The organism is Mycobacterium ahvazicum (assembly GCF_900176255.2).
Classification (GTDB): domain Bacteria; phylum Actinomycetota; class Actinomycetes; order Mycobacteriales; family Mycobacteriaceae; genus Mycobacterium; species Mycobacterium ahvazicum.
Window position 1 is genome coordinate 385,482 of sequence record NZ_FXEG02000001.1, and the last position, 26,531, is coordinate 412,012.

The 26,531-nt window shown below is 67.2% G+C and carries 21 protein-coding genes and 1 pseudogene; 12 read left to right on the forward strand and 10 right to left on the reverse strand.

Translation table 11 applies throughout. The annotated features are described in order from the left end of the window. Positions 1 to 160 precede the first annotated feature (160 nt). The 8 genes from MAAFP003_RS01790 to MAAFP003_RS01825 all read left to right on the forward strand — a co-directional run bounded on the left by MAAFP003_RS01790 (position 161) and on the right by MAAFP003_RS01825 (position 8,178). Positions 161 to 817, forward strand: coding sequence for a methyltransferase domain-containing protein (locus MAAFP003_RS01790; RefSeq protein WP_096290810.1), 657 nt, complete (start codon positions 161 to 163; stop codon positions 815 to 817). Continuing rightward, positions 814 to 2,058, forward strand: coding sequence for a molybdopterin-dependent oxidoreductase (locus tag MAAFP003_RS01795; protein WP_096283916.1), 1,245 nt, complete (start codon positions 814 to 816; stop codon positions 2,056 to 2,058). The genes MAAFP003_RS01790 and MAAFP003_RS01795 overlap by 4 nt, the downstream gene beginning before the upstream one ends. A 1-nt stretch (position 2,059) precedes the next feature. Then, positions 2,060 to 2,578, forward strand: coding sequence for a hypothetical protein (locus MAAFP003_RS01800; protein WP_096283918.1), 519 nt, complete (start codon positions 2,060 to 2,062; stop codon positions 2,576 to 2,578). Between the two features lie 112 nt (positions 2,579 to 2,690). Continuing rightward, positions 2,691 to 3,896: an alpha/beta hydrolase gene (locus tag MAAFP003_RS01805; protein WP_096283920.1), complete on the forward strand. Its 1,206-nt coding sequence runs from the start codon at positions 2,691 to 2,693 to the stop codon at positions 3,894 to 3,896. Positions 3,897 to 3,940: 44 nt separating this feature from the next. Then, a complete protein-coding gene (locus MAAFP003_RS01810; protein WP_096283922.1) occupies positions 3,941 to 5,350 on the forward strand; it encodes a WS/DGAT/MGAT family O-acyltransferase in 1,410 nt (469 codons plus the stop codon). Positions 5,351 to 5,476: 126 nt separating this feature from the next. Further along, positions 5,477 to 6,256, forward strand: coding sequence for a crotonase/enoyl-CoA hydratase family protein (locus MAAFP003_RS01815; RefSeq protein WP_096283924.1), 780 nt, complete (start codon positions 5,477 to 5,479; stop codon positions 6,254 to 6,256). Positions 6,257 to 6,337: 81 nt separating this feature from the next. After that, the gene (locus MAAFP003_RS01820) at positions 6,338 to 7,864 is read left to right on the forward strand and encodes a class I adenylate-forming enzyme family protein (protein ID WP_096283926.1); all 1,527 of its coding nucleotides are present in this window, start codon (positions 6,338 to 6,340) and stop codon (positions 7,862 to 7,864) included. Between the two features lie 17 nt (positions 7,865 to 7,881). After that, a complete protein-coding gene (locus MAAFP003_RS01825) occupies positions 7,882 to 8,178 on the forward strand; it encodes a hypothetical protein (protein ID WP_096283928.1) in 297 nt (98 codons plus the stop codon). On the opposite strand, the gene MAAFP003_RS01830 is transcribed toward MAAFP003_RS01825, so the two are convergent. The 4 genes from MAAFP003_RS01830 to MAAFP003_RS01840 all read right to left on the reverse strand — a co-directional run bounded on the left by MAAFP003_RS01830 (position 8,175) and on the right by MAAFP003_RS01840 (position 11,746). Beyond that, entirely contained in the window at positions 8,175 to 8,753 is a 579-nt protein-coding gene (locus MAAFP003_RS01830) for a TetR/AcrR family transcriptional regulator (RefSeq protein WP_096290811.1), read from the reverse strand. The two genes, MAAFP003_RS01825 and MAAFP003_RS01830, sit on opposite strands and share 4 nt — an antisense overlap. Before the next feature lie 86 nt (positions 8,754 to 8,839). Next, positions 8,840 to 8,971 (reverse strand): hypothetical protein, encoded by a 132-nt coding sequence (locus MAAFP003_RS29845; protein WP_279304274.1) that lies wholly within the window; start codon positions 8,969 to 8,971, stop codon positions 8,840 to 8,842. 433 nt (positions 8,972 to 9,404) lie between these two features. Continuing rightward, positions 9,405 to 10,874, reverse strand: a complete 1,470-nt coding sequence (locus MAAFP003_RS01835; RefSeq protein ID WP_096290812.1) for an aldehyde dehydrogenase — start codon at positions 10,872 to 10,874, stop codon at positions 9,405 to 9,407. A gap of 92 nt (positions 10,875 to 10,966) precedes the next feature. Beyond that, a complete protein-coding gene (locus MAAFP003_RS01840; RefSeq protein ID WP_096290813.1) occupies positions 10,967 to 11,746 on the reverse strand; it encodes a class I SAM-dependent methyltransferase in 780 nt (259 codons plus the stop codon). A gap of 219 nt (positions 11,747 to 11,965) precedes the next feature. On the opposite strand from MAAFP003_RS01840, the gene MAAFP003_RS01845 reads away from it, so the two are divergent. Together MAAFP003_RS01845 and MAAFP003_RS01850 are read left to right on the forward strand one after the other, a co-directional pair. Beyond that, positions 11,966 to 13,120, forward strand: coding sequence for a glycosyltransferase family 4 protein (locus tag MAAFP003_RS01845; RefSeq protein WP_096290814.1), 1,155 nt, complete (start codon positions 11,966 to 11,968; stop codon positions 13,118 to 13,120). Positions 13,121 to 13,219: 99 nt separating this feature from the next. Next, positions 13,220 to 14,428 carry a Fic family protein gene (locus tag MAAFP003_RS01850; RefSeq protein ID WP_096283930.1) on the forward strand — a complete coding sequence of 403 codons (1,209 nt, stop codon included), beginning with the start codon at positions 13,220 to 13,222 and terminating at the stop codon, positions 14,426 to 14,428. An 84-nt stretch (positions 14,429 to 14,512) separates the two neighbouring features. On the opposite strand, the gene MAAFP003_RS01855 is transcribed toward MAAFP003_RS01850, so the two are convergent. Beyond that, positions 14,513 to 16,213 carry an MmpA family trehalose lipid delivery protein gene (locus MAAFP003_RS01855; RefSeq protein WP_096290815.1) on the reverse strand — a complete coding sequence of 567 codons (1,701 nt, stop codon included), beginning with the start codon at positions 16,211 to 16,213 and terminating at the stop codon, positions 14,513 to 14,515. Between the two features lie 42 nt (positions 16,214 to 16,255). After that, the gene (pgfA, locus tag MAAFP003_RS01860; RefSeq protein WP_165796278.1) at positions 16,256 to 17,509 is read right to left on the reverse strand and encodes a cell envelope lipid trafficking protein PgfA; all 1,254 of its coding nucleotides are present in this window, start codon (positions 17,507 to 17,509) and stop codon (positions 16,256 to 16,258) included. Between the two features lie 153 nt (positions 17,510 to 17,662). Between pgfA and MAAFP003_RS01865 the strand changes: the two genes are divergently transcribed. Beyond that, on the forward strand, positions 17,663 to 18,793 hold the full coding sequence (locus tag MAAFP003_RS01865; protein WP_423790847.1) for an acyltransferase family protein: 1,131 nt from the start codon (positions 17,663 to 17,665) through the stop codon (positions 18,791 to 18,793). Here the strand turns inward: MAAFP003_RS01865 and MAAFP003_RS01870 are convergent. The 3 genes from MAAFP003_RS01870 to MAAFP003_RS01880 are packed head-to-tail and all read right to left on the reverse strand — an operon-like array spanning position 18,790 to position 21,794. Next, positions 18,790 to 19,269, reverse strand: coding sequence for a YbjN domain-containing protein (locus MAAFP003_RS01870; RefSeq protein WP_096283936.1), 480 nt, complete (start codon positions 19,267 to 19,269; stop codon positions 18,790 to 18,792). The two genes, MAAFP003_RS01865 and MAAFP003_RS01870, sit on opposite strands and share 4 nt — an antisense overlap. A gap of 50 nt (positions 19,270 to 19,319) precedes the next feature. Beyond that, on the reverse strand, positions 19,320 to 20,816 hold the full coding sequence (locus MAAFP003_RS01875; protein WP_096283938.1) for an AMP-binding protein: 1,497 nt from the start codon (positions 20,814 to 20,816) through the stop codon (positions 19,320 to 19,322). Continuing rightward, positions 20,817 to 21,794 (reverse strand): phosphotriesterase family protein, encoded by a 978-nt coding sequence (locus tag MAAFP003_RS01880; protein WP_096290816.1) that lies wholly within the window; start codon positions 21,792 to 21,794, stop codon positions 20,817 to 20,819. 120 nt (positions 21,795 to 21,914) lie between these two features. Between MAAFP003_RS01880 and MAAFP003_RS01885 the strand changes: the two genes are divergently transcribed. Further along, complete coding sequence (locus tag MAAFP003_RS01885; protein ID WP_096283940.1) at positions 21,915 to 23,615, forward strand: acyl-CoA dehydrogenase family protein; 1,701 nt, start codon at positions 21,915 to 21,917, stop codon at positions 23,613 to 23,615. 2,262 nt (positions 23,616 to 25,877) lie between these two features. On the opposite strand, the pseudogene MAAFP003_RS01890 reads toward MAAFP003_RS01885, so the two are convergent. Further along, a pseudogene (locus MAAFP003_RS01890) lies at positions 25,878 to 26,516 on the reverse strand (PPE family protein); the annotation flags it as partial. Between the last annotated feature and the right edge of the window lie 15 nt (positions 26,517 to 26,531).

Consider the following 26,531-nt stretch of genomic DNA (forward strand, 5'->3'; position numbering starts at 1 on the left):
ACCCCTCTTCGGCCTGGTTAGCTGACGAGGGATTGCTATCGATCCGGATGATCCAAACGCTGGCGTAGCCCGTGTAAGTGGGGTGCGGGTTCGGTTGCAACACCCTCCAGTGGCCCGGAATTCCGGGTCGCCCTGGTCGGACGCGATGCGAAAGGCGGACATGCTGGGGCAACTCTACGATCGGGCGCTCGGCGGTGAGCGGTGCTGGATTCGTCATGACGACGGCGAGGTTCGGGTGCTGCCGGCGCATCGCTGGCTGGGCGCACGGTGCTCCCCGAACGGAGGTTTGGTCGATGCCCTCGACGAGGACTTCGACGAAGCCGTCACCCAGATGTGCAGCGGGCCGACAATCGAGCTCGGCTGCGGGCCGGGAAGGTTGGTGGCGCGGCTGTTCGAGCGAGGGATACCCGCACTCGGCATCGACCGGTCCGCGACCGCGATCCGGCTGGCCGGGCGCGGCGGCGCGCCGGCCCTCCTGGGCGACGTGTTCGAGCCGCTGCCCGGCATGGGCCGCTGGCAGACGGTGTTGCTGGTCGACGGCAATGTCGGCCTGGGCGGGGACCCGCGGCGGATCCTGGCGCGCGCGGCCGAGCTGCTGCGCCGAGGTGGTCGCTGCGTGGCCGAGTTCGAGGCCGACGCGATCGGCATCCGGGAGCGCTGGGTGCGGCTGGAGTCGGCCTGCGACGTGGGTCCCTGGTTCCGCTGGGCATCCGTCGGGGTGGATAGCGCCGCTGCCCTGGCGAGCCAGGTCGGACTGACGCTGACCGGCGTTCGGCTGATCAGCGGTCGGGTGGTTGCGAGCCTGGCCGCGCCGTGAACGGCTTGGGTGCCAGGCTGCTGATCCGTTTTCGCAGCCCGCTGCGCGGCCCGTGGCTGACGTCGGTGTTCGGGCTGGTGCTGTTGGTGGCACTGCCGATCATCACGCTCACCGGGCTGCTGTCCTACATCGCCTACGCACCGCAATTCGGCCAGGCCATCCCGGCCGATGTCGGCTGGCTGCGACTGCCGTTGTTCGTCTGGCCCACCCGCCCGTCGTGGTTGTACCGGCTGACGCAGGGCCTGCACGTGGGTCTCGGCCTGGTGATCATCCCGGTGGTGCTGGCCAAGCTGTGGTCGGTGATCCCGCGGCTGTTCGTCTGGCCGCCCGCCCGCTCGGTCGCTGCGTTCCTGGAGCGGGTGTCGCTGCTGATGCTGGTCGGCGGGATCCTGTTCGAAATCGTCACCGGCGTGCTGAACATCCAGTACGACTACATCTTCGGCTTCAGCTTCTACGACGCGCACTACTTCGGCGCGTGGGTCTTCATCACCGGGTTCCTGATGCATATCGCGATCAAGCTGCCGCGCATGGTCACCGGATTGCGGTCGATGCCGCTGCGCGACGTGTTGCGCACCGGCCGCGCCGACACCCGTCCGGAGCCGCCCGATGCCGACGGCTTGGTGGCCACCGACCCGGCCGAACCGACGGTGAGCAGGCGTGGCGCCCTTGCGTTGGTCGGCGGCGGCGTCGTGCTGATCGCGGCCCTCACCGTTGGCCAGACTCTCGGCGGGGCCTCTCGCGGCGCCGCCCTGCTGCTGCCACGTGGGCGGGGCCGGGGTGATTTCCCGGTGAACAAGACCGCGGTCGCCGCCGGCATCAGCCGCGAAAGTGTCGGCGAGAGCTGGTCATTGGTGCTGCGCGGCGGGCCCACGCCGATCGCGTTGAACCGCGCCGCACTGGCCGGCATGCCGCAGACCACCGCGCGTCTGCCGATCGCGTGCGTCGAAGGTTGGTCGACCGTACAGACCTGGAGCGGCGTCCGGCTGGCCGAGCTGGCCCGCATCGCGGGCGTACCCGCGCCACGCTCGGCGCGGGTGATATCCCTGCAGCGAGGCGGTGCGTTCGGGCAGGCGACGTTGCAAGCCAACCAGATTGGCGACCCCGAGGCGCTGCTGGCGCTGCGGGTCAACGGCGCCGACTTGTCGCTGGACCACGGCTATCCGGCCCGGATCATCGTGCCCGCGCTGCCGGGTGTGCACAACACCAAGTGGGTGGCCGCGATCGAATTCCAGGGCGGTTGAGATGCCAAGAATCGCACCACGTTTCGCCACGATCTACGGATCGCATCCGCTGCACCTGCTGACGATGCTGTCCGGCTTCGCGCTGCTGGGCTACATCCTGGTCGTCTTCAAACCGGCGACACTGTGGAACTCCGGCACCTGGTGGCAGTCGATCGCGGTCTGGTTCGCCGCCGCCGTGGTCGTTCACGATCTGCTGTTCTTCCCGCTCTACGCGTTGGCCGACCGGGCGCTGTGGGCACCCCGGCAGCCGGCCCACACCCACCCGAAAGTGCTCGCCCGCAACTACATTCGAGTGCCGGCGATGGGAGCGGGGCTGACGCTGTTGATCTTCTTGCCCGGGATCATCGAGCAGGGCGGACCCACCTATGAGGCGGCGACCGGACAAACTCAACAGCCCTTCCTGGGCCGGTGGCTGCTGCTCACCGCGGCGATGTTCGGGATGAGCGCTATCTGCTACCTGATCCGGATCGTCGCGGCGCGCGGGCGCCCCGCGCCCAGCGAAGGCAAAACCTCAGTCTAGGGCGGTAGATCCGGCGATTTAGCAAACATTTAACACGGCGATTTCGCAGCAACTGCAGGACTTCTACGCAAACGTCAGTTTGCTCCGACGGGGTGGGGGTACAGTCCCCTACATGACGGCGAGGGTCCCGAGCATGACACCGTGTCTCAAATGGTTGCTGCGGGCCCGTCCCGCCGACTATGCGCTGGCACTAAGCGTTGCCGGTGCTTCGCTGCCGGTGGTGGGTAAGCACCTGGAACCACTGGGCGGTGTGACCGCGATGGGCGTGTGGGGAGCGCGGCATGCGCCAGAGGCTTTCTCTGCACTGAAGAAGGACTGGCTGACGCCGGGGATCAACGACGTGCGCCGCCGGGACCGCGAGAGCACACACGAGGTGTCCGTCGCGGCGCTGCGTGGCATCGTGTCGGCCGCGGACCTCGAACTCGACTGGCCGGTGGTCGCCAAGAAGCCGCCGATCTGGGAAGCGTTGGGGCAGCGCCGTTACCTGTACCGCCGGGCGGTCCACTACGGCGACCACCCCGCACAGGTGCTGGACGTGTGGCGGCGCAAGGATCTGCCGCCCCAGCCCGCCCCCGTGCTGATCTTCGTCCCGGGCGGCGCCTGGGTGCACGGCCGGGCGATGATGCAGGGCACCGCCCTGATGTCGCGACTGGCCGAGCAGGGCTGGGTGTGCCTGGCGATCGACTACCGTGTCGCGCCCTATAACCGCTGGCCGCGACACATCACCGACGTCAAGACCGCGATCGCGTGGGCGCGCGCCAACGTCGACAAGTTCGGCGGTGACCGCGATTTCGTTGCGGTGGCGGGTTGTTCGGCCGGCGGGCACCTGTCCGCGCTGGCCGGACTCACGCCCGACGACCCGGGCTTCGCGCACCGACTGCCGGAGGGCGCGGACAGCTCGGTCGACGCGGTCGTCGGCATCTACGGCCGCTACGACTGGGAGGACCGCTCCACCCCCGAGCGAGACCGGTTTGTCGAGTTCCTGGAGCGGGTGGTCGTCAAGAAGTCCATCGCCCGTCATCCCGAGCTGTACCGCGACGCGTCGCCGATCGCGCGGGTGCACCGGAATGCTCCGCCGTTCTTGGTGATTCACGGCAGCAAGGACAGCGTCATTCCCGTCGAGCAGGCGCGCAGCTTCGTCGAGCGGCTACGGGCGGCCTCGCATTCGATGGTCGGCTACCTGGAGTTGCCCGGGGCCGGACATGGCTTCGACATGATCGACGGCGAGCGCGCCGGCGTGGCGGCCCATGCCACTTCGCTGTTCCTCAACCAGATCTACCGCACCAAGGTGCAGATCAGGTCAAAAGAGGTCATCTAGCTCAGTCGCTGAGTAAGGTCCCAGCTTGAGGGGAAGGGGCACTGATGAAACGGCTCAGCGGCTGGGACTCGGTACTGCTGTACAGCGAGACCCCGAACGTGCACATGCACACGATCAAGGTCGCCGTCGTCGAAATCGACCCCGATCGCCGCGACTTCGACGTCAACTCGTTTCGCCAGGTCATCGGGGCCAGGCTGAACAAGCTCGAGCCTTTCACCTATCAGCTCGTCGACATCCCGTGGAAGTTCCATCATCCGATGTGGCGCGAGCATTGCGAGGTCGACCTCGACTATCACATCCGCCCGATGCAATTGCCCGAGCCGGGCGGTCGCCGCGAGCTGGACGAAGCGATCGGGCGCATCGCCAGCACCCCGCTGAACCGTGACCGTCCGCTGTGGGAGATGTACTTCATCGAGGGCCTGGCCGACAACCGGGTCGCGGTGGTCGGCAAGATCCACCACGCGCTCGCCGACGGTGTCGCGTCGGCCAATCTGCTGGCCCGCGGCATGGACCTACTGCCCACCCCGGAAAGCGGCCCGCAGCTCACCGACCCCGCGCCGTCGAAGTCGCAATTGGTGCGCTCGGCGTTCTTCGATCACCTCCGTCAGGCCCGCAAGCTGCCGGCGACCTTCCGCTATACCGCGCAGGGGATCAATCGGGTCCGGCGCAGCTCGCGCAAACTCTCGCCGGAGCTGACCATGCCGTTCACGCCACCGCCCACCTTCCTCAACCACCGGATCACTCCGGAACGCCGTTTCGCGACGGCCACCCTGGCGCTCGCCGACATCAAGGAGACGGGCAAGAAGTGCGGCGGGACCATCAACGATGTGGTGCTGGCCATCTCCACCGGGGCGCTGCGCACCTTGCTGTTGCGGTACGACGGCACGGCCGAACCGCTGCTGGCTTCCGTCCCGGCGAGTTTCGACTTCTCACCCGAACGGATATCGGGCAACTATTTCACCGGGCTGATGATCGCGCTGCCGGCCGACCTCGATGATCCGCTGGAGCGGCTGCAGGCCTGCCACGACAACGCCGTCTCCGCCAAGGAGGCGTTCCACCTGGTCGGCCCCGAGTTGATCAGCCGGTGGTCGAACTACATGCCGCCGCTGGCCACCGAGTCGTTCTTCCGCTGGGCGTCCAGCCGTGACGGCCAGAACAAGGTGCTGAACCTGCCGATCTCGAACGTGCCCGGCCCACGCGAGCACGGGCGGGTCGGCGGCGCACAGGTCACCGAGATCTACTCGGTCGGGCCGTTGACCGCGGGCAGCGGACTCAACATCACCGTGTGGAGTTACGTCGACCAGCTCAACATCTCCGTGCTGTCCGACGGCGCCACCGTCAAGGACCCGCACGAGGTGACCGAGGCGATGGTCGCCGACTTCATCGAATTGCGCAGGGCTGCAGGACTTTCCGAAGAGCTGACGCCGGTCGAGGCCGCGATGGCGCCGGCCTGACCGGTCCGGCCGTCACCACGACCCCGAAATTCGGTAACGAGACTCTCTCCTGGTGCCAATGGCATTTCCGTCGGCGGCTACCATCAGTCGGTAACAGCCACCGATCGAAGGAGATGGGCAGCTACCGTGAGCACCGACGAATCCCACGAGCCCGAGGTCCTGACCGAACAACGCGGCCGAATCCTGATCATCACGATCAACCGGCCCAAGGCCAAGAACGCGGTGAACTCCGCGGTGGCCAATGGCCTGGCGACGGCAGTCGATCGGCTCGACGCGGAGCCCGGCCTGTCGGTGGGCATCCTCACCGGGGCGGGCGGCTCGTTCTGCGCGGGCATGGATCTCAAGGCGTTTGCCCGGGGCGAGCTGCCGATCGTCGAGGGCCGCGGCATGGGATTCACCGAGCGACCGCCGGTCAAGCCGCTGATCGCGGCCGTGGAGGGCTACGCGCTGGCCGGCGGCACCGAGCTGGCATTGGCCACCGACCTGATCGTGGCGTCCAAGGATGCGGCCTTCGGTATCCCGGAGGTCAAGCGCGGCCTGGTCGCCGGGGGCGGCGGGTTGCTGCGGCTGCCGCAGCGCATCCCGTCGGCCATCGCGATGGAGCTGGCGTTGACCGGCGAGAACCTCTCCGCGGAGCGCGCCGCCGCGCTGGGCATGGTGAACGTGCTGGCCGAGCCCGGGAAGGCGCTGGACGCCGCGATCGATCTGGCCGAACGGATCGCCGCCAATGGGCCGCTCGCGGTGGCCGCGACCAAGCGGATCATGGTCGAGTCGCGCGGCTGGAGTCCGGACACCATGTTCGCCGAGCAGAACAAGCTGTTGGCTCCGGTCTTTTCGTCCAACGACGCGAAAGAGGGCGCGATCGCATTCGCCGAGAAGCGAGCTCCCCAGTGGACCGGCACCTGAGAATCGATACACTATGTTTATAGAGTCGTCTGCTGGGCCGCTGTCCGGGCGCAAAAGGGTTGGGATTCAGAGGGATCGAGTATGAGCATTTCGCTGCTTCTCGAGATGGCTGCGTCGAGCAACCCCGATCGCACCGCCGTCGTCTCGGGGGAAACCCGGCTGACGACGCAGGAACTCAGCGATCTGGCCGACGGCGGCTCCGCGGTGATCGCGGAATCGGGTGCTCAGCACGTGGCCTATGTGGGCGTCGGCGGTGCGATGCTGCCGGTGCTGGCCTTCGCCGCGGCCCGCGCCGGGCTGCCCTTCACCCCGCTCAACTACCGGCTGTCCGCCGAGGGCATCCAGGCGCTGATCGAGCGGCTGCCCGAACCCCTGGTCATCGTCGACGGCCGCTATAAGGACATGCTCGGCGATTCGTCCAAGCGGGTGATGGATTCCGATGACTTCCTCACCGCCGCGCGCCGCGCCGAGGCCGCCGCCGAAGGTCTGGCGTTTCCCGACCCGGAATCGGTCGCGATCGTGCTGTTCACCTCCGGCACCACGTCGCAGCCCAAGGCGGTCGAGCTCTCGCACAACAACCTGACCAGTTATGTCACCGGAACCGTCGAATTCGACTCGGCCGCAGCACAAGACGCGGCACTGATCTGCGTGCCGCCGTATCACATCGCCGGCGTCGGGGCCGCGCTGTCGAATCTCTATGCCGGTCGCAAAATGGTCTACCTGCCCAACTTCGACGCAGGAGAATGGGTGCGGCTGATCGGCGCCGAACACGTGACCACCGCGACGCTGGTGCCCACCATGCTGGACCGCGTCGTCACCGTGCTCGAGACGGGCGACGAGACTTCCCGCGACCTGACATCGCTGCGCAACCTGGCCTACGGCGGCTCGAAGGTCGGTCTGCCCCTGGTGCGCCGGGCGCTCGAACTGCTGCCGGAGGTGGGCTTCGTCAATGCCTACGGCCTGACCGAGACGAGCTCGACGATCGCGGTGCTGACGCCCGCCGACCACCGCGCGGCGCAGTCCGCCTCGGAAGCGGCCGCGATCAGGCGGCTGGGTTCGGTGGGACGGCCGGTGCCCGGCATCGAGATCGAGATCCGCGACGACGAGGGCAACGTACTGCCGGCCGGTGAGACCGGCGAGCTCTTCGTGCGCGGCGAGCAGGTGTCCGGGCGCTACACCGGGATTGGCTCGGTGCTCGACGAAAACGGTTGGTTCCCAACCAAAGACATCGCGATGCTGGATGAAGAAGGCTACCTGTTCATCGGCGGACGCAGTGACGACACCATCATCCGCGGCGGCGAGAACATCGCGCCCGCCGAGCTGGAAGAGGTGCTCGTCGAGCATCCGCACGTGCGCGACGTCGCCGTCGTCGGCGTCGAAGACCCGCAGTGGGGACAGGCGATCGTCGCCGTGGTGGTCCCGCGGCCCGGCGTCGACCCCGATCCCGAGGAGTTGCGGGACCATGTCCGAAAGGCTTTGCGCGGATCGCGAACTCCCGACCGCGTCGTGTTTCGCGACGAGCTGCCGACCACACCCACGGGCAAGGTCCTGAGGCGGGAAATCATCGGAGACCTAGAAGGGTTGCAGGCCGCACCGGCCGAGCAGTAAGTAGAGGACGAAAAATCATGATCAAGAACGGAACCCGCCTCACCAGTCAGGTGTGCGACACCCAGGTGATCGTCGTGAGGAGCTCCGACAGTCTCGACGATCTGCGCTGCGGCGGGGTGCCGATGGTGCCGATCGGTGGCGAGCGCTCGGGCGAACTCGACCCGGCTTTCTCCGAGGGCACCGTTATGGGCAAGCGCTACGTCGACGAGGCCGGCGCCGAGGTGCTGGTCACCAAGCCGGGCGCGGGTAGCCTGAGCATCGGTCAGACCGCGCTGGCGCTCAAAGAGGTCAAGCCGCTACCGGCGAGCGACTAGCCGTCCTGCTTGCCGGGCATCCCGTTGCGGGTAACGAATTCCCTTGCCTTGATCAGGAATTCGAGTTGCTCGCCGACCTGGCTGAGCGGGAGAACCGAGCGGGTCGAGCGGGCCAGCACGATCGCGCCTTCGAGCGCTGAGATCGAGGTCACCGCCAGCGAGGCGGCGTCGTCGTCGTTGAAGCCGTCTTTGGCGAACGCCCGGGTCAATGCCGTGCACCACCGGCCCAGGATCATGCCGGCTTCGCCGGTCAGGTCCTGATCGTTTTCGTCCGAGCTGATCGCGGCCGCGACCACCGGACAGCCGGCGAGGAAGTCGCCGTCGGTCAGCAGCCGCTCCCAGAGTTCGATGAACTCCCGCAGCAGTGTGCGGGCGCCGTGGTCGGCGGCCGCGTCGATGGTGGCGGTGATGGCATCCCCCGAATACCGCAGGGCCTCGCTGAGGATCTGATTTCGGCCCTCGGGGAAGTGGTAGTACACCGAGCCGCGTGGGGCGCCGCTGCGGGCCAGCACGGCGTCGATCGTGACGCCGGCCGCCCCGCGTTCCCGCATCACCTCGGCGGCGCTGACGAGCATCTTGGTGCGGGTGCCGCCGCGCTTCGTCGACGAAGGTTCGACGACGTCACTCGTGGTCGGCACTCTCGTACCTCCTGGGGCTGACGTCATGCAGCGTGCGAATGCCGCGATACCGGCCAGTGCATGTTACGCGGGCTGAAGCGGAAAGACGGGCGTTTCAGGTCGGGCACCTCGCGGGTGAAGTGATAGCCGGCGACGTTGAGTTCGATGATCCACATGGTTTTCTCCCGGCCTGAGGGTGCTGTCATGCGCCGGGGCCGGCGGCTCATGATTATGCTGAGAATCATATAAGACATTGGTCTACTAAGCAAGTTGTTAGTGGTACTAAACTCGCAGACCACCGGAAATGTGTGACGTAGGTCATTTACTCGCGGTGAGCATAAGCTGAGTAAACCGTAAGGATTATGCTTTATGGCATAATTTTGGGTCCTGGCGTCCACTGTGGCATGGCACACATGCACAACAAGAGGGCCAGTCAGATCCTTCCCGATCGCGGCATGTGACCCCGAATCGCGAGGGACTGTTTTGCTGATCGGGTCGGCGCTGCGCGTGAAACTAAACGTGACGCTCGCGGTACCCCCACGCGAGCGTTACGCCAGCGTGGCTATGGAGGCCGAACGTCACGCCAGCGTGATGCTCGGCGACAAGGCGTTAGCCCTCGACGGTGTAGCCCATCGGCATCAGCACACTCTTCTGCTGCGTGAAGTGTTCGACACCTTCCGGCCCGTTCTCGCGGCCGATACCGGAGTTCTTGTAGCCGCCGAACGGGCAGCACGGATCGAAGGCGTACCAGTTGATGGCGTACGTCCCGGTGCGGATTTTCTCCGAGATCGCGATGCCCTTGGGGATGTCGGACGTCCACACGCTGCCGGCCAGGCCGTAGGCCGAGTCGTTGGCGATCTTGATCGCATCCTCTTCGGTGTCGAACGGGATGATGCTCAGCACCGGACCGAAGATCTCTTCCTGGGCGATCGTCATCTTGTTGTCGACGTCGGCGAACACCGTGGGCTGGACGAAGAAGCCGTTGTCCAGGCCCTCGGGACGGCCACCGCCACACACCAGCCGGGCGCCCTCTTCGATGCCCTTGGCGATGTAGCCCTCAACGCGAGCGCGCTGCTTCTCCGAGATCAGCGACCCGATCTGGGCGGCCGGGTCCGACGGCGGGCCAACCGGCAGCGCCTGCACGAATTGGCTTACCGCTTCCACGATTTCGTCGTAACGCGAGCGGGGCGCCAGGATGCGGGTCTGGCCGACGCAGGCCTGCCCGGTGTTCATGATCCCGGAGAACACCAGCATCGGGATCGCCGAGGCCAGATCGACGTCCTCGAGCAGGATCGCCGCGGACTTACCGCCGAGCTCGAGCGTGCACGGCTTGAGCATCTCGGCGGCGCGCCGGCCGATCTCCTTGCCGACGCCCGAGCTGCCGGTGAAGGTGAACAGGTCGACGCCCGGGTTCGACGTCAGCGCCTGGCCGGTCTCGATACCGCCGGGCACCACCGACAGCACGCCCTCGGGCAGTCCGGCCTCGGCGAAGATCTCCGCCAAAGCATTTGTGGTGAGCGGGGTTTCGGCGGCCGGCTTGAGCACCACGGTGCAGCCGGCGAGCAGTGCCGGGCCCAGCTTGTTGACGGCCAGGAACAGCGGCACGTTCCAGGCCACGATCGCGCCCACCACGCCGATCGGCTCGCGGTGCACGATGGTCTGCCCGTAGGAGCCGTTGCGGATCTCCCGCCACTTCACCTGATCGACCGCTGGGCCGGCGAAGAAGTTCATCGCGCCCATCGAGCCCATCCAGTGCATGGTTTCGATGGTGGTCGGTGGCTGTCCGGTCTCACCGGCGAGCAGCGCGCTCAGCAGCTCTTTACGCTCTTCCATCAGCTTGACCACGTTGGCGATGACGGCCGCGCGTTCCTTCGGCGGCGTGGTGGGCCAGGGGCCGTTGTCGAACGCGGCGCGGGCCGCGGCGACCGCGGCGTCGACGTCTGCCGCCGCTGCCAGTGGCGTCTTGCCGAAGTATTCGCCGGTGGCCGGACAGTGCACCTCGATCACCTCAGAGGTCGACGGCTCCGTCCACTTGCCGCCGATGAAAAGCTTGTCGTATTCGGTCTTGATGTCGGTCATATTCCGCCGCTCCTCCTCATTGCGCCGCGCTGCATCGTCGCCGACGGGCATGGCGCCACCCTACATAAGCGAGAGCAAAACGAGAACATGTTTCATTCTCGGGGTGAAAGCACCAGCACGAGATTGCTGACCAGGAACTCGCGCAGTACCGGCACCGACGTCAACCACCAGGCCCATCGCGGGTGGTAGCGCGGAAATGTGGCCAGCAGCGCCCCGGTGTTCGCGGCCCAGCTCAGCCCCGCGGCGGCGGACACCGCGAACAACGACGACCCGTAGTCGTTCTTCGCGCGATGGCCGTGTTTATGTGCGTACCGGGCCGCTGCGCGCTCACCGCCCAGGTAGTGCGTCAGACCCATCTCGTGCCCGCCGAAGGGGCCGAGCCAGACGGTGTAGGACAGCACGGCCAGCCCGCCCGGCTTGGTCACCCGCAGCATCTCGGCGCCGAGCTGCCACGGGCGCGGGACGTGTTCGGCGACGTTGGACGACAGGCAGATGTCCACCGAGTCGTCGGCGAACGGCAGCGCCATCCCCGACGCGCGGACGAACGAGTCCTGGAACGGCTTGGCCTGCCGCGCCGCGGGCCCGGCGGCGTGCATCTCGCTCGGATCGGGCTCGACACCCACGTAGTGCACGCCGGCTCTGGTGAACGCTTCGGCGAAGTAACCCGGCCCGCCGCCGACGTCGAGGAGCGTGCGGCCGGCCGGCGGTTCTCCGCGCGCGGCCAGCCACAGGTCGCCGACCATCGCCGCGGTATCGGTGGCCAGGGCGCCGTAGAACCGGCCCGGGTCCGGCTGCTCGTAGCGGAATTCGGAGAGCAACCGCACCGAGCGCGACAGCGTGGCCCGTCGCGCAAAGAGGTCAGTCACCGCCACCGGGCAACCGTACGCAGCGGCGGACGGCACCGTGGTCGGGTGGCACCCGAAGTGCCCGCCTCGCAGCGACAACGTGCCACCGCCACTCTCACGCGATCGATTTGTCGCTCGGAGGCGGGCACCTCGCACTATCCGCGGGGCCGATGCCGTGCGATGGATGTGACCGAAACCGTCGCCGTGGCCAAAGTGCAGGTTGTCGCCGCGTTAGGCTGGCCGGTGATGTCTGAACTGCGATCCGTCCTGCTGCTGTGCTGGCGCGACACCGGCCACCCGCAGGGCGGCGGCAGCGAAGCCTACTTGCAGCGCATCGGCGCGCAGCTGGCCGCATCGGGTGTCTCGGTCACGCTGCGCACCGCCCGCTACCCGGGCGCGCCGCGCCGCGAGCTCGTCGACGGCGTGCGGATCACCCGTGCGGGTGGGCGCTACTCGGTCTATGTGTGGGCCCTGCTGGCGATGGCAGCGGCCCGGGTAGGCCTGGGGCCGCTGCGGCGAGTGCGACCCGATGTGGTCGTCGACTCGCAGAACGGTTTGCCGTTTTGCGCCCGGCTGCTCTACGGCCGCCGCGTGGTGGTGTTGGTCCACCACTGCCATCGCGAGCAGTGGCCGGTGGCCGGACCGGTGCTCGGCCGGCTCGGCTGGTTTGTCGAGTCGTGGGTGTCGCCGCGGTTGCACCGGCGCAATCAGTACCTGACGGTGTCGCTGCCGTCGGCGCGTGACCTGGTCGCGCTGGGCGCGGACAACGAGCGGATCGCGGTGGTGCGCAACGGCCTTGACCAGGCGCCTGCGCGATCGTTGGAAGGCCCGCGTTCGCCGGTGCCGCGGGTCGTGGTGCTCTCGCGGCTGGTGCCGCACAAGCAGATCGAGGACGCCCTGGAAACGGTGGCCGAGCTACGCCCGCGATTTCCCGACGTGCATCTGGACATCGTCGGCGACGGCTGGTGGCGCCAGCGGCTCGTCGACCACGTCCGCAGCCTCGGCATCAGCGACGCGGTGACCTTCCACGGCCATGTCGATGACGTGACCAAACACCATGTGCTGCAAGGAGCTTGGGTGCATGTGCTGCCTTCCCGCAAGGAGGGCTGGGGCCTGGCGGTCGTCGAGGCCGCACAGCATCGGGTGCCGACGATCGGCTACCGCTGCGCGGGCGGACTGTCGGACTCGATCGTCGACGGGGTGACCGGGATCTTGGTGGACAACCGCGCCGAGCTGGTGGACCGCCTCGAAGAGCTGCTGTGCGATCCGGTGCTGCGCGATCAGCTCGGGGTCAAGGCGCAAACCCGCAGCGGTGAGTTCTCCTGGACGCAAAGCGCCGGGGCGATGCGCGCCGTGCTGGAAGCCGTCCAAGCCGGGCAGTTCGTCAGCGGCCTGGTGTAAAACCGGGTCTAACCCGCCAGATCGCGCCGCCTGTTGCAACCGATAGCGACGCCTACGCTTATTATCAGTTAACCACCTAAGTGATGATAAGATCAATTTATGTCATCAGTTAGGTCGGGCACCGCAGTAGGGTACGAAACCCTCACCTGGGGCAAACCGACCGAGGCAGGCTATCAGCGCAGCGACTTGCGTGCTGCCCAGCGCCAGTCAGGCGAGTACCAAGCTGTCATCCCCGCAGAGATAGCCGCTATAGAGGTCAGCCTGCCGTCTCATGTTCTAGCCGACGCCGAAGAAGCCAGCCAGGAGATCGCGCGTTTCGATACAGAGCTCGGGGGCGAGATCGCGCCATTCGGCTCTGTGCTCTTACGGACAGAATCAGCGGCAAGCTCCAGAATTGAGAACCTAACCGCCAGTGCGCGCGCGATCGCTGAAGCCGAGACACTGGGAAACGCCAAGCGTCGCAATGCTTCAATGATCGTCGCGAACACCAAAGCGATGCAGGCGGCCATCGATCTAGCCGACCAGATCAGCGACGATGCCATTCTGGCCATGCATGACGCGCTGATGCGCGCGAGCGAACCGAGTATCGCGGGCAAATGGCGCATGGAGCAGGTGTGGATAGGCGGCGGCAACTTCGGCCCACGAGACGCTGACTTCATCGCACCGCACCAGGATCGGGTCCCGGGTGCCATCCATGACCTCGTCAGGTTCGCCAAGCGCAGTGATATAGCTGTCCTTCCTCAAATCGCAATTGTGCATGCACAATTCGAAACAATTCACCCCTTTCCAGATGGCAACGGGCGCACCGGGAGGGCTCTAATCCAGTCGATGTTGCGCAATAAGCGGCTAACCCGTCAGGTCACAGTCCCCGTGTCAGCGGGACTGCTAACCGACACCGGTTCGTACTTCCAGGCACTAACCGCCTACCGCGAGGGCGACCCCGCTCCGATCGTCGAGCGGCTCTCAGAGGCCTCGATGCTGGCCGTCTTCAACGGCCGACAACTAGTGGCTGATCTGAAGACAATCAGGGGACAGTGGGAATCAAAGATCACCGCCCGCCGCAACTCAACGATCCACCGGGTAGCGGACTTGCTAATCAAACGCCCGGTGATCAATGCCCAACTAGTCAGCGATCAACTGAACATCGCGATTAACAATGCCTACCGATACTTGGATCCACTTGTCGAGTCCAAGATCATCGTCGAGTTCACCGACCAGGCCCGTAATCGTGCCTGGCGTGCCCCGGAAGTTCTGAGTGCGCTAGACGCTTTTGCCGAGCGCGCCGGCCGCCGAGCGCTGCTCGATTGACGAAAACCATCGCGAAACCCCTGATGGTGAATGCGCATCACAGAAGAGATTCAGATCAATGGCTGGTGCAGGCCGGCGACTACTTCAGCGGCCTGGTGTAAAACCGGGTCTAACCCGCCAGATCGCGCCGGCCAGCGCGCCGACACCGCCCACGAGCAGCATCCCCAGCCAGGCCAGGTGCGCGATCAGCGTGGCATTGCGCCGGGCCGGCGCAACCCCAGCGGCGCCACTGCCGACCCGGTACAGCGTCAACTCTGCGTCACGGAACACCGGTGTCAGCGCGCCCACGGTGCGCGCGGCCGAGCCCATGTTTCCGGCGCTGTCCGATTCGACGACCAGCCACCCGACGCCGGCCGGGGCCAAGGCCGACGGCGCAGGCCCGGACAGCAGCAACTCCTGGACGGCCCGGGCGCGGTTGCCCTCCCCGGGCACCACCCGCCCGGAGATCGCCAAGTCGCCCGTGCTGAACACGTCGGCGCGCAGCCAGCGCGGCAGCGGATCCAGCACCGGCGCCGGACCCGACCAGGCGAAGCGGCGCATCGAGCCCGCGGGCAGCACCGCGACCGGCGCGGGCGCCCGGTTGATCGCCGCCGCCACCGCGGCCCAGCCCGGCGGGTAGCGCACCGGCGCGACCTTGCCGCCCACCCCCCACGCCAAATCGGGCAGCACAGCGATCAGCGCGAGACAGCCCACCAGCGCCGTGGCCGCCGGATGCGCCCACCGCCGCAGCGTCACCACCGTGCCGGCTCCCGCAAGGGTGTAGCCCGGCACCGCCAGCGCGACCCATTTCTGCCCGTCGCGCAGCACGCCCAGACCGGGCGCCGCGTCAACCACCGTGGCAAGCAGGTGCAGGCCGGGCCCGGAGGCCAGCGCGGCCGGCACCACGACCGACACCAACGCGAGCACCAACAGTGGCAGCGCCGGCGGGCGGCGCAGCACCGTCGGGACGCCGGCCGCCACCACACCCAGCAGCACCAGCGCCGAGATCAGCGCGAACAGCGTTGCTCGCGAACTGGGTACCGCCTCGCCGTTCCAGATACCGCCGAGACTGGCCAGGCTGACCAGCGTGCCCAGACCGGGCTCGGCGCGTGGCGCGAAGGCGATCACGCCGAGCGCGCTCGCCGCCTTGGGAGTGGACAGCGACGAGCCCGTCGCCGCGGCCACCAGCCACGGCAGCGCCGCCACCAGCGCGGCACCCAGCGCCGTCGCGGCGCACTGCCAGCGGGCCCGGCCCCCACCCGGCGCGGCGACGCAGACCAGCGCCACCGTCGCGGCCAGCATCAGCCCCGTCGGCGTCAGCCCGGCCAGCGCGATCCAGAACGCCAACGAAAAAAAGCCGGGCCCACCGGATCGCAGGCTCAGGACCGTCGTCGCCACCCACGGCAGGCAGCCGTAACCGACCAGCAGGCTCCAGTGCCCCTGCAGAAGTCGTTCGGCGACATAGGGATTCCAGATCGCGAGCGTGACCGCGACGAACTGGCCCGGCGCGCCGGCGCAGGGCAGCGCGGTGGCCACGAGTCGTGCCGAACCCCAGCCCGCCAGCCACAACCCCGCGACCAGCAACACCTTGACCACGACGCCGCCGTCGACCAGGTGCGAGGCCAGCGCCACGGCGAAATCCTGCGGAGTCGCCCGCGGCGGTGCGGTCAACCCCAGGGCGGTATCGGACAGGTAGGAACGCGGCGTCGAGACCGCGTCGCGCAGCAGCAGGTACCCCGGCCGCAGCAACGGCGCCACCACCAGAAACGCCAGGGTTAACGCATACCCGGGGAGAGACCACTGCAGCGCCCGGCGCCATGGCGCGGTCACGGTCGGCGCAACCGCGGGTTAGTCCCGGTCGGGCGGGACGGGCGGATTCGGCTCCGGCGCCGGTGGATCGGAGCCGGGCGGATCGTCATCCGTCTCGGAATGCTGCGCGGGCAGCTTCTCGGTCTCGGCTTCGGCGCCGGGCACCCGTTCCTCGAGCCCACTGCGGCCGAAGAACTCCTCGTCGCCGCGGTCCAGGCCCGGGTCTGTCAGCGCGCTCTCGGTCCGCAGGCTGAACGACGCGAACAAGCCGCCGCCGATCAGCGCGATCAGGCCGACCGCGGTGAAGGTGATCGGCAGCACCCGCGACCACAGCGCGAGCCGGTCACGCTCGTCGCGGGCCGCGTTCACCTGAGATTCCACGGTGTCCTCGTTGGAGGTGACCTTGTAGTCGGCCAACGTCAGCTCGGGCTTGAGCGGGTCCCGGGCGAAGAAATGGTTGGCGTGCTCGGTCTCCTTGACGATGGTGCCCGAGACCGGATCCACCCAGAAGGTCCGCTGCGCCGCGTAGTAGCGGGTCATCGTGATCTGCTCGGCCGGGTCGCCGCCCTGGATGCCCCACATCGCCGCGGACGTGGTCACCTTGCCGTCCTCGTCGCCGGCGTACAGCGACGGGTACTTCACCGGCGCCACCAGCTTTCCGTCGGCGCTGTAACCGATGTTCTGGGTGAACTTGTAGGCGCTCAGCCCGTTGACGTCCTCTTGGGTGTCGTAGTTGACGTCGTAGGTCTTCTGCGCGACCGGATCGAAGTAGGGGTAGGTCTTCTTCTCGGTGTGGAACGGGAAGCGGTAGGACAACCCGTCGTGGCGCACCGGGATCGAGGTGGGCGGGTTCTCGTCGTTGAAGGTGCGCGGCTTCTGGACGGCGCCGCCAGTGTGGGTGTCGTCGGAGACGGCCATCGCGGTCTTGCGGTTGAGCGTGACGGTGTCGACGATCGCCAGCAGCAGCCCGGTGTCCTTCTGCTTATCGGTGCGCCGCAGGGAGGTGCCGACCTGCAGCGTGACGACGTCGGCGTTGGCCGGCGACTCGACGCTGATCTGCTGCTGGGAGACCAGGGGCACGTTCTGGTTGACCACGACGTGGTCACTGGACAGCGACGCCGAGTCGAGCGCGGTTCCGGTGCCGTCGCTGACCAGCGTGGTGTCGATGTTGAGCGGGATCTTGGTGATCCGGCTGGTGGTGTAGGTCGACAGCAGCAGCGCGGCGATCAGCAGGGCAGCCCCGAGCCCGATGATCCCGCATGCGGCGAACCGCAACATAACCGCTCGGTTCACGTTGCTGTGCCCTCCCTAAATGCTCTAGGCAAATCCGTTCGACCCTAACAGCAGTACCCGATTAGCCAGGTAACAGAGCGCAGGCAGACTGTGATCGTGACCGATGGCGACCAGGCGGGCGGAACTCGCAGCTTCCTGCCCGCTGTCGAGGGTATGCGCGCCTGCGCGGCCATGGGCGTGGTCGTCACGCATGTGGCCTTCCAGACCGGCCACTCCAGCGGTGTCGACGGGAGGCTGTTCGGCCGCTTCGACCTTGCCGTGGCCGTGTTCTTCGCGCTGTCGGGGTTCCTGCTGTGGCGTGGCCACGCGGCCGCGGCGAGGGGTCTGGGACCCGATGGTTTCAGGAGTCCGCCTACCGGCCACTACCTGCGATCGCGGCTGGTCCGCATCATGCCGGCCTATCTGGTGGCCGTCGTCGTGATCCTCACCCTGCTGCCCGACGCGGACCACGCCAGCCTGACCGTCTGGCTGGCAAACCTGACCCTGACCCAGATCTATGTGCCGCTCACCCTGACCGGAGGGCTGACCCAGATGTGGAGCCTCTCGGTCGAGGTCAGCTTCTATCTGGCGCTGCCGATTCTCGCGCTGTTGGCCCGCCGCATTCCGGTCCGCGCCCGGGTGCCGGCGATCGCCGCGCTGGGGGCGCTCAGCTGGGGGTGGGGCTGGCTTCCTTTCTTCTCCGGGCACGCGGGGTCCGGCAATCCGCTGAATTGGCCGCCGGCCTTCTTCTCCTGGTTCGCCGCGGGCATGCTGCTGGCCGAGTGGGTGCACAGCCCGATCGGGCTGGCAGTGCGCGTGGCGCAGAACAAGGCGGGCCGGGTACTGATGGCCGCCATCGCATTGGCCGCGTTCCTGGTGGCCGCCTCCCCGCTGGCGGGCCCGGAGGGGCTGACGCCGGGGACCGCGGCGCAGTTCGCGTTGAAGACCGCGATGGGGTCGATCGTCGCGTTCGCGTTGGTCGCGCCGTTGGTGCTGGACCGCGTCGATACCCCGCACCGGCTGCTGGGCACCGCCGGGATGGTCACCCTGGGTCGCTGGTCCTACGGCCTGTTCATCTGGCACCTGGCCGCGCTGGCGATGGTGTTCCCGGTGGTCGGCACGTTCCCGTTCACCGGCAACATGCCGATGGTGTTGGTGCTGACGCTGCTCTTCGGCTTCGCGATCGCGGCGGTGAGTTACGCCCTGGTCGAATCGCCGTGCCGGGAAGCGTTGCGCCGCTGGGAGAAACGCGAGAAACCGACCGCTGCGGCAATAGATGCCGAGGCGGACGCCATCGCGCCCTAGCCGGTGCGGTCCATCCACTCTTCCAGTGCGCCCGCGGACGGCAGACTGACGGCCTGCTCGATCTTCTCGATCAGGTCGGTGCCGTACTCGACGGTGGACCTGACGAAGTGGCCCAGCCCCGCCAGGTGAATGCCGTCGGTCAGCAGGTAAGCGCTTTCGCCGACCACGCTGAAATGGCTCGGCTGCGCGCTCTCGCGGACAAACGCCTTGGGCCAGTGGTTGTCGCGGTTCCAGTCGTTGACCAGTTCCATCAGGCGGGGGCGCTCGCTGGCTTGGTAGTACCCCGCGGGGCTGATCGAGATCTCCAGGATGTCGGGCCGCAATCCGTTGATCCGCAGGTTCACGTGCAGCTTGCCCCGCTGATAGTGGGACAGCACCATCATGAATTCCGTGCCGTCGTCGCTGCGGAAGAATCGCAACTGGTGCGATCGTAGATAGCGTTCGATCAGCTCCGGGCTCAACGGCTCGATTTGCATGGCGCTGATCGTGCGGGCGGAGCCTTGAAGAATTCTTGGTGCCTTCGGAGTCAGCTCGCTTCGGCGGCCTGCAACCGCGCCATGATCTCGGCCCGGACCGCCGAGCGCCGGGCCTTGCCGGCGTCGTCGCGCAGCGGGGTGTCGACGAATTCGATGAAGTCGGGGGTGTGCGGCACCTTGTACCCCGCGATGTTGGCGCGCAGAAACTCCTGCACCCCCGCGGCATCCAGGGTGGAGCCGTCGATCGTCTGCACCAGCGCGTAGGGCACCTGGCCGAGATCACCGGCGTTCGGATCGGGGACGCCAACAACCAAGCAGGACAACACATCCGGGTGTGCCGATAGCGCGCTCTCGATCTCCGCGGGATAGACGTTGCGCCCGCCCACGGTGAACATGTCGACCCGCCGGTCCGACAGGTACAGGAAACCGTCGGCGTCGAAGTAGCCCAGATCGCCCAGCGAGTCCCAGCCGTTCCGGCTTTTCGCCGTCGAGCCGACATACCGGTAGGTCGGCGCGCTGCCCGGCGCCGGCCGCATGTAGATCTCGCCCTCGACGCCCGGCGGGCAGGGGTTGCCGTCGTCGTCGAGCACCGTCATCTCGCCGCTGACGACGATGCCGACCGAACCCGGGTGGGTCAGCCACTGGTCGCCGGAGATGAACGTCAGCGCCTGTAACTCGGTGCCGCCGTACAACTCCCACACTTTCTCGGGGCCCAGCAGGTCGATCCACGCCTGCTTGATGGCCGGCGGGCACGGTGCCGCCAGGTGCCAGAACCGCCGGATCGATGACAGGTCGTAGGCCTGCGGGTTGGCCTGGTAAACCGGTAGCACCCGCTGCATGATCGTCGGCACCGTCACCATGAAGGTGACGCGATGATCGGCGATCACGCGCAGGAATTCGTGCGGATCGAACCGGTCGGTCAACACCAGGTGGTGGCCCATGATCAACGCCAGGGCCGCCATGGTGATCCCGGTGTTGTGGGATAGCGGCACCGGAACATAGGTGGTGTCGCAATCTTGTGCGCCCATCGCGTAGGCCGCCAGCGGTGAAAGGCGGCTGTCGACACCGGCTTCGATCAGCTTGGGCCGCCCGGTGCTGCCGCCGGACCCCATCGCCTTCCACGTCGGCGACACCGCCTCCGGCAGCGGCGCATCGGACAATGCCGCATCGGGGATGAAACCCTTGACCACGCTTGGTATTTCAGGGTGCTCGGCGCCCACCAGCAGGGCGCGCGGCCGCAAGTCCAGCAGGCCTTGCAACTCCGCGGTCGGCAGTCGCGGCGACAACGGCTGCGGCACCGCGCCCAGCTTCCAGCACGCCACGGCGGCCTGCACGAACTCGACGGAGTTGGGCAGCAGGATCGTCACGTAGTCGCCGACGCCGACACCAAGTTCGGCATAGGCACGGGCCAGCCGGTTCGTTGACTTGTCGAGTTCGGCGCGGGTCAGCGTCAGGCCTTCACAGGTGACCGCCGGCTCGTCGGGCGCGCATTCGGCCAGCGCCGAAACCTGGGTGCCGATCGGCGGAGTCGGCTCACTCTGGGTCATTTAATAGGCGCCCTGCTGCTCGAAGATGCGCCGCGGGTTGTCGACGAGCATGGTGTGCAGTTGCTCCTCGGTGACGCCGCGCTCTTTGAGGGCGGGGATCACGTCGTTGTGGATGTGCAGGTAGTGCCAGTTGGGTGCCATCTGCGGAACGAGTTCTTCGGGGAGTGCGTCGAAGTAGCAGTTGGCGTCGTGCGACAGCACCATCTTGTCGGCGTGCCCGCGCTCGCACATCTGCGCCACGATGCCGACTCGTTCTTCGAACGGTGAGATCACATCGAGGCCGAACCGGTCCATTCCGAGATAGGACCCCGCCGCGATAAGTTCCTCCAGGTATCCGATGTCGGTGCTGTCGCCCGAATGTCCGATGATCACCCGGCTCAGGTCGACACCCTCTTCTTCGAAGATGCGCTGCTGTTCGAGCCCGCGGCGCAGACCCGCGTGGGTGTGTGTAGAGATCGGCACCCCGGTGCGCTTGTGTGCCTGGGCGACCGCGCGCAGCACCCGCTCGACGCCGGGGGTTACGCCCGGCTCGTCGGTGGCGCACTTGAGGATCCCGGCCTTGACGCCGGTGTCGGCGATGCCTTCCTCGATGTCCTTCACGAACATGTCGGTCATGATCTCCGGACCGCCCAGCATGCCGCCCGGACCCTCGTAGTGGAACCGCAGCGGCAGGTCGTTGTAGGTGTAAAACCCGGTCGCCACAACGATATTCAGCTCGGTCGCAGCGGCCACGCGGGCAATGCGCGGGATGTAGCGGCCCAGCCCGATCACGGTGAGGTCGACGATGGTGTCCACGCCGCGCGACTTCAGCTCGTTGAGCCGGTCGATGGCATCGGCCACCCGCTTTTCCTCGTCGCCCCAGGCGTCGGGATAGTTCAGCGCGATCTCGGTGGTCATGATGAAGACGTGCTCGTGCATGAGCGTCACGCCGAGATCAGCGGTATCGATGGAACCGCGCGCGGTATTTAGTTCGGACACGTGGCTGATGCTAGGCCGGGCCGGAATCATCCAACAGAGGCAATTGCGATGACAATGCGGATTTCGCGGCGCACCTTGGGCTGATACCGCGACCCCGCACATCGGCGTACCGTCTGCCGCATGCTGCTCAACCCCAACCAGTTGACCCGTAAATACCCCGACGCTCGGTCGGGCGAGATCATGGCCGCCACCGTCGACTTCTTCGAGTCCCGCGGCAAGGCCCGGCTCAAGGCCGACGACCACGCGCGGGTCTGGTACTCGGACTTTCTCGATCACATCGGGCGGGAACGCATCTTCGCCTCGCTGCTGACCCCGTCCGAGTACGGCGCCTCAGCTGACTGCCGTTGGGACACCTATCGGATCAGCGAGTTCGCCGAGATCGTCGGGTTCTACGGGCTGAACTACTGGTATCCGTTCCAGGTCACCGCCCTTGGCCTGGGTCCGATCTGGATGAGCGACAACGAGGACGCCAAGCGCAAGGCCGCAGCCCAGCTCGAGCAGGGCGAGGTGTTCGCCTTTGGCCTGTCCGAGCAGGCGCACGGCGCCGACGTCTACCAGACCGACATGATCCTGACGCCGTCCGAGCATGGCTGGACCGCCAGCGGCGAGAAGTACTACATCGGCAACGCCAACGTCGCCCGGATGGTCTCGACGTTCGGCAAGATCGGCGAGACGGACGAGTACGTATTCTTCGTCGCCGATTCGCAGCACGACCGCTACGAGCTGAAGAAAAACGTCGTCAACTCCCAGAACTACGTCGCCAACTACGGGTTGCGCGAGTATCCGGTCACCCAGGCCGACATCCTGCACCGCGGCCCCGGGGCTTTCCACGCCGCGCTCAACACCGTCAACGTGTGCAAGTACAACCTCGGCTGGGGTGCGGTCGGCATGTGTACCCACGCCATGTACGAGGCGGTCACCCACGCCGCCAACCGCCACTTGTACGGGACCGTCGTCACCGACTTCAGCCATGTGCGGCGGCTGCTCACCGACGCCTATGCGCGACTGATCGCGATGAAGCTCGTCGCCACCCGCGGCAGCGACTACATGCGCAGCGCCTCGGCCGACGATCGTCGCTACCTGCTCTACAGCCCGCTGACCAAGGCGAAGATCACCAGCGAGGGCGAGCGAGTGATCACCGCGCTGTGGGACGTGATCGCCGCCAAGGGCGTGGAGAAGGACACCATCTTCGAGGCGATGGCCCGCGAGATCGGGCTGCTGCCCAGGCTGGAAGGCACCGTCCACATCAACATCGGGCTGCTGGCGAAGTTCATGCCCAACTACTTGTTCGCGCCCGACGGCGAACTGCCGCTGATCGGGCGCCGCGACGAGGCGGTCGACGACTCGTTCCTGTTCAACCAGGGCCCGACCGGGGGATTGGGCAAGGTCCGCTTCCACGATTGGCGCGCGCCGTTCGACGGCTTCGCGCAGCTGCCCAACGTTGCGCTGCTGCGTGAGCAGATCGACGTGCTGGCCGAAATGCTGACGTCTGCTACTCCAGATGCCTTGCAGCAGAAGGACATTGACTTCGCGTTCGGCGTCGGCCAGCTGTTCGCGACAGTGCCCTATGCGCAGCTGATTCTGGAGGAGGCGCCATTGTCGGGTGTGGACGATGCGCTGATCGACGAGATCTTCGCCGTGCTGGTGCGCGACTTCAACAGCTACGCAGTCGAATTGGCGGACAAGCGCGCCACCACCGACGCACAGGCCGGGTTTGCGATGCGGATGATCCGTCGCCCGGTGTTCGACCAGTCGCGCTACGACCAGGTTTGGAAGGAACACGTGCTGCCGATCAACGGCGCCTATCAGATGCGGCCGTAGCTTTCTTGCTCGAGCGCCCGGCTGGCTGGGCGTACGAGACCCAGCGCCCGGCCAGCCGGGCTAGTCGCCATCGAGCAGCACACCCCAGAGTTCGTCCCAACGCCGGTCCCGCAATGCGTCCAGGTTGACCTGCGGTTGGATTCCCGACGTTCCCGCCAGGCCCGGCGAGGCCAAGCTGCTGGCGAGCCCCGGATCCGCGGCAGGGGTGGGGGGCACCGGTACTGCCGGCGCAATGTAGGCAGTTCCGACCAGCCCCTGCGGCCCGGCCGAACCGCCGGGGCCGAGCGTGATGGCCTGGCCGGGGCCGATGGTCAGGGTGCCGCCCGGCGTGATGGGAACGATGGTGCCCGCGTTGGCGGTCAGGTATCCGCCGTCGTTGACGGTCAGGGCGCCGCCTTGGATGGACATGATGCTGGTGCCGTTGAGAGTGACGGTGCCGGCGTCGTTGACGGTCAAAGTGCCGTTCACGGCCCAGGCCGCGTCGCCGTTGAGGGTGAGCGCACCGTCGGTGTTGACGGTGACCGCGCCGAGGTCGTTGACCGCCCCGCCGTCGGCGACGGTCATCGTGCCGGAATCGACCAGGCTGCCGTCGGGGGCGATGGCCACGGTCCCCGCGTCGGTCAGCGTCGCACCGGGCTGCACGGTCACCGTCCCGGCGTCGACGAGGGTCCCGCCATTGGTCACCGTCGCCATGCCACCGCTGTTGACCGTGACCGTCCCGCTGTCAGTCAGGCTGCCGCTGACGGTGAGGCTGCCGGTGTCGGCGCCACCCGTGCTCACGGTCAGGCCGCCACCCTGGCTGACCGTGACACTCCCGCCGCTGTCGACCGTGAGCGCGCCGCCGTTGGTGACGGCGACGGTGTTGCCGGACGGCACGGTGAGGGACCCGCCGTTGGTGATCTCGACGGTGCCGCTGTCGGTCAGGGTGCTGTTGGCCAGGTTGAGGTCGGCACCGTCGATGAGCGTGCCACCGCCATGGACCGTGACGGCGTTGCCGAAAAAGGTCTGGTTGAAGGTCATTCCGTGGCTGAACGTGATGGTGCCGGAGTCGTTGACCGTTGTATTGAAGAAGATGGCATTGCCGCCGCTGTCGACGGTCAGGGCGCCGCCGCTGTTGACCGTCACGTTGGCGTTGGTGACGACGATCTTGCCGAATTGGGAGACGGTGACGGTGCCGCCGTCGATCAGGCTGCCGCCGGGCTGGAGAACAAGACTGTCGCCGAAGGCGGTACCGTCGCCGACGGTGACCGTGCCGCCGGAGTTGACGGTGAGCGTGCCACCGTCGGTCAAAGTCCCGCCACTGCTGATGGTGAGGGCGCCGTTGTCGGTGAGGGTGCCGCCGGTGCTCACGGTGAGGTTCCCACCGGAGACGTCGAGGGTGGCGCTGTTGGTGAGGGTGCCGCCGTTGGTGACCGTGAGGGTGCCGTCGATCTGGGCCGACGTGCCGGAGGCCAGGTTCATCGTCCCGGAGTCGGTGAGCATGCCGTTGTACTGGATGTCCATGCCGCTGTGGTCAATAAGGTTCAACGTCGCGCCGTGGTTGACGGTCAGGGTGCCTGAGTCGGAGAAGGATGTGTCGATGGTCATGGTGCCGCTGTCGTAAGCGGCTCCGCCGGAGTCGATGGTGAATAGACTCGTCGTGAACTGGCCGCCGGAGTTGACGTTGAGCACCCCGCCGCTGGTGACTTCCACCTCAACGTTGGAGAAGGAACCGCCGGAATCAATGGTCAGCGTGCCGCCATCCATGAAGGTGCCCCCGCCCGTGATGTTGCCACCGTTGGCGACGGTGAAACTGCCGGCGGATTGGATGTTGACGGTGCCGAAGTTCAGAACGCGGGCGCTCTCGGCGACAGTGAGACTGCCGCCGGATTGGATGTTGACGGTGCCGGAGTTCCAAAGGCCGATGCCGCCACCGAAGTTGCCGCCGTTGATCATGACGGAGCCGGCGTTGGTCAGCGTGCCGCCGCTGTTCACGGTGAGCATGCCGGTGGATGCTTCTATGTCGAGGGTCCCGCCGGAACTTACGGCGAGGGTGCCGCCGCTTTGGACGGTGACATCGCCGAACTGGACGGTCATGGTGCCGCCGCTGTCGATGGTCAGCGTGCCGCCGGAGAGCACTTTGACCTGGCCGTCGACGACTAGCTCGCCGCCTGAGGCGACTTCCACCGAGGTGTACGTCCCGCCTGGCCCGATCGTCAGCTGCTGAGTGAAGCCGACGGTGTAGGTGTCGTTGATGACGAGGGGGTTGTCGGCGTCGAGCGTCGTGACCAGCTGCTGGGTCGTAGGTGAGTTGAGCTGCGTCAAGCTCTGCATGCGGGCGCTCGCGTTGACGACAGGCTGCGATAGTGCCTGGGTCTGACTGGTCGGCGTGTTGCCGTTGGTGGTCTGCGGCGGCTCGTCGAACGACTCCAGCGTGCTGGCCGCGGCGGCGTCTCCGGCGTAGGTGTACATGGCCGCGGCGTCTTGGACCCACATCGCGGTGTATTGGGCTTCGGTGGCCGCGATCGCCGCGGTGTTCTGGCCGAAGAAGTTGGTCGCGATCAGCGCCATTAGCTGCGCGCGATTGGCCGCGATCACCGGCGGGGGCACGGTCATCGCGAACGCGGCCTCGTAGGCGGCGGCGGCCGCGTAGGCCTGGGTGGCCGTGACTCCCGCTTGGGCCGCGGCGGCCTGCAACCACGCCGCATAGGGTGCCGCCGCGCCGGACATCGCCATCGACGACGGCCCGAACCAGGACAGGCCGGTCAGGTCGGCGATTTGTGAGGAGTAGCCCGCGGCAGCCGATTCCAGTTCGGCGGCCACCTCGTCCCAGGCGGCCGCGGAGGCCAGCAGCGGTCCCGACCCGGGCCCGGCGTACATCCGGGCCGAGTTGATCTCCGGTGGCAGCAGCCCGAAATCCATGGCGTCTTGCTCTCG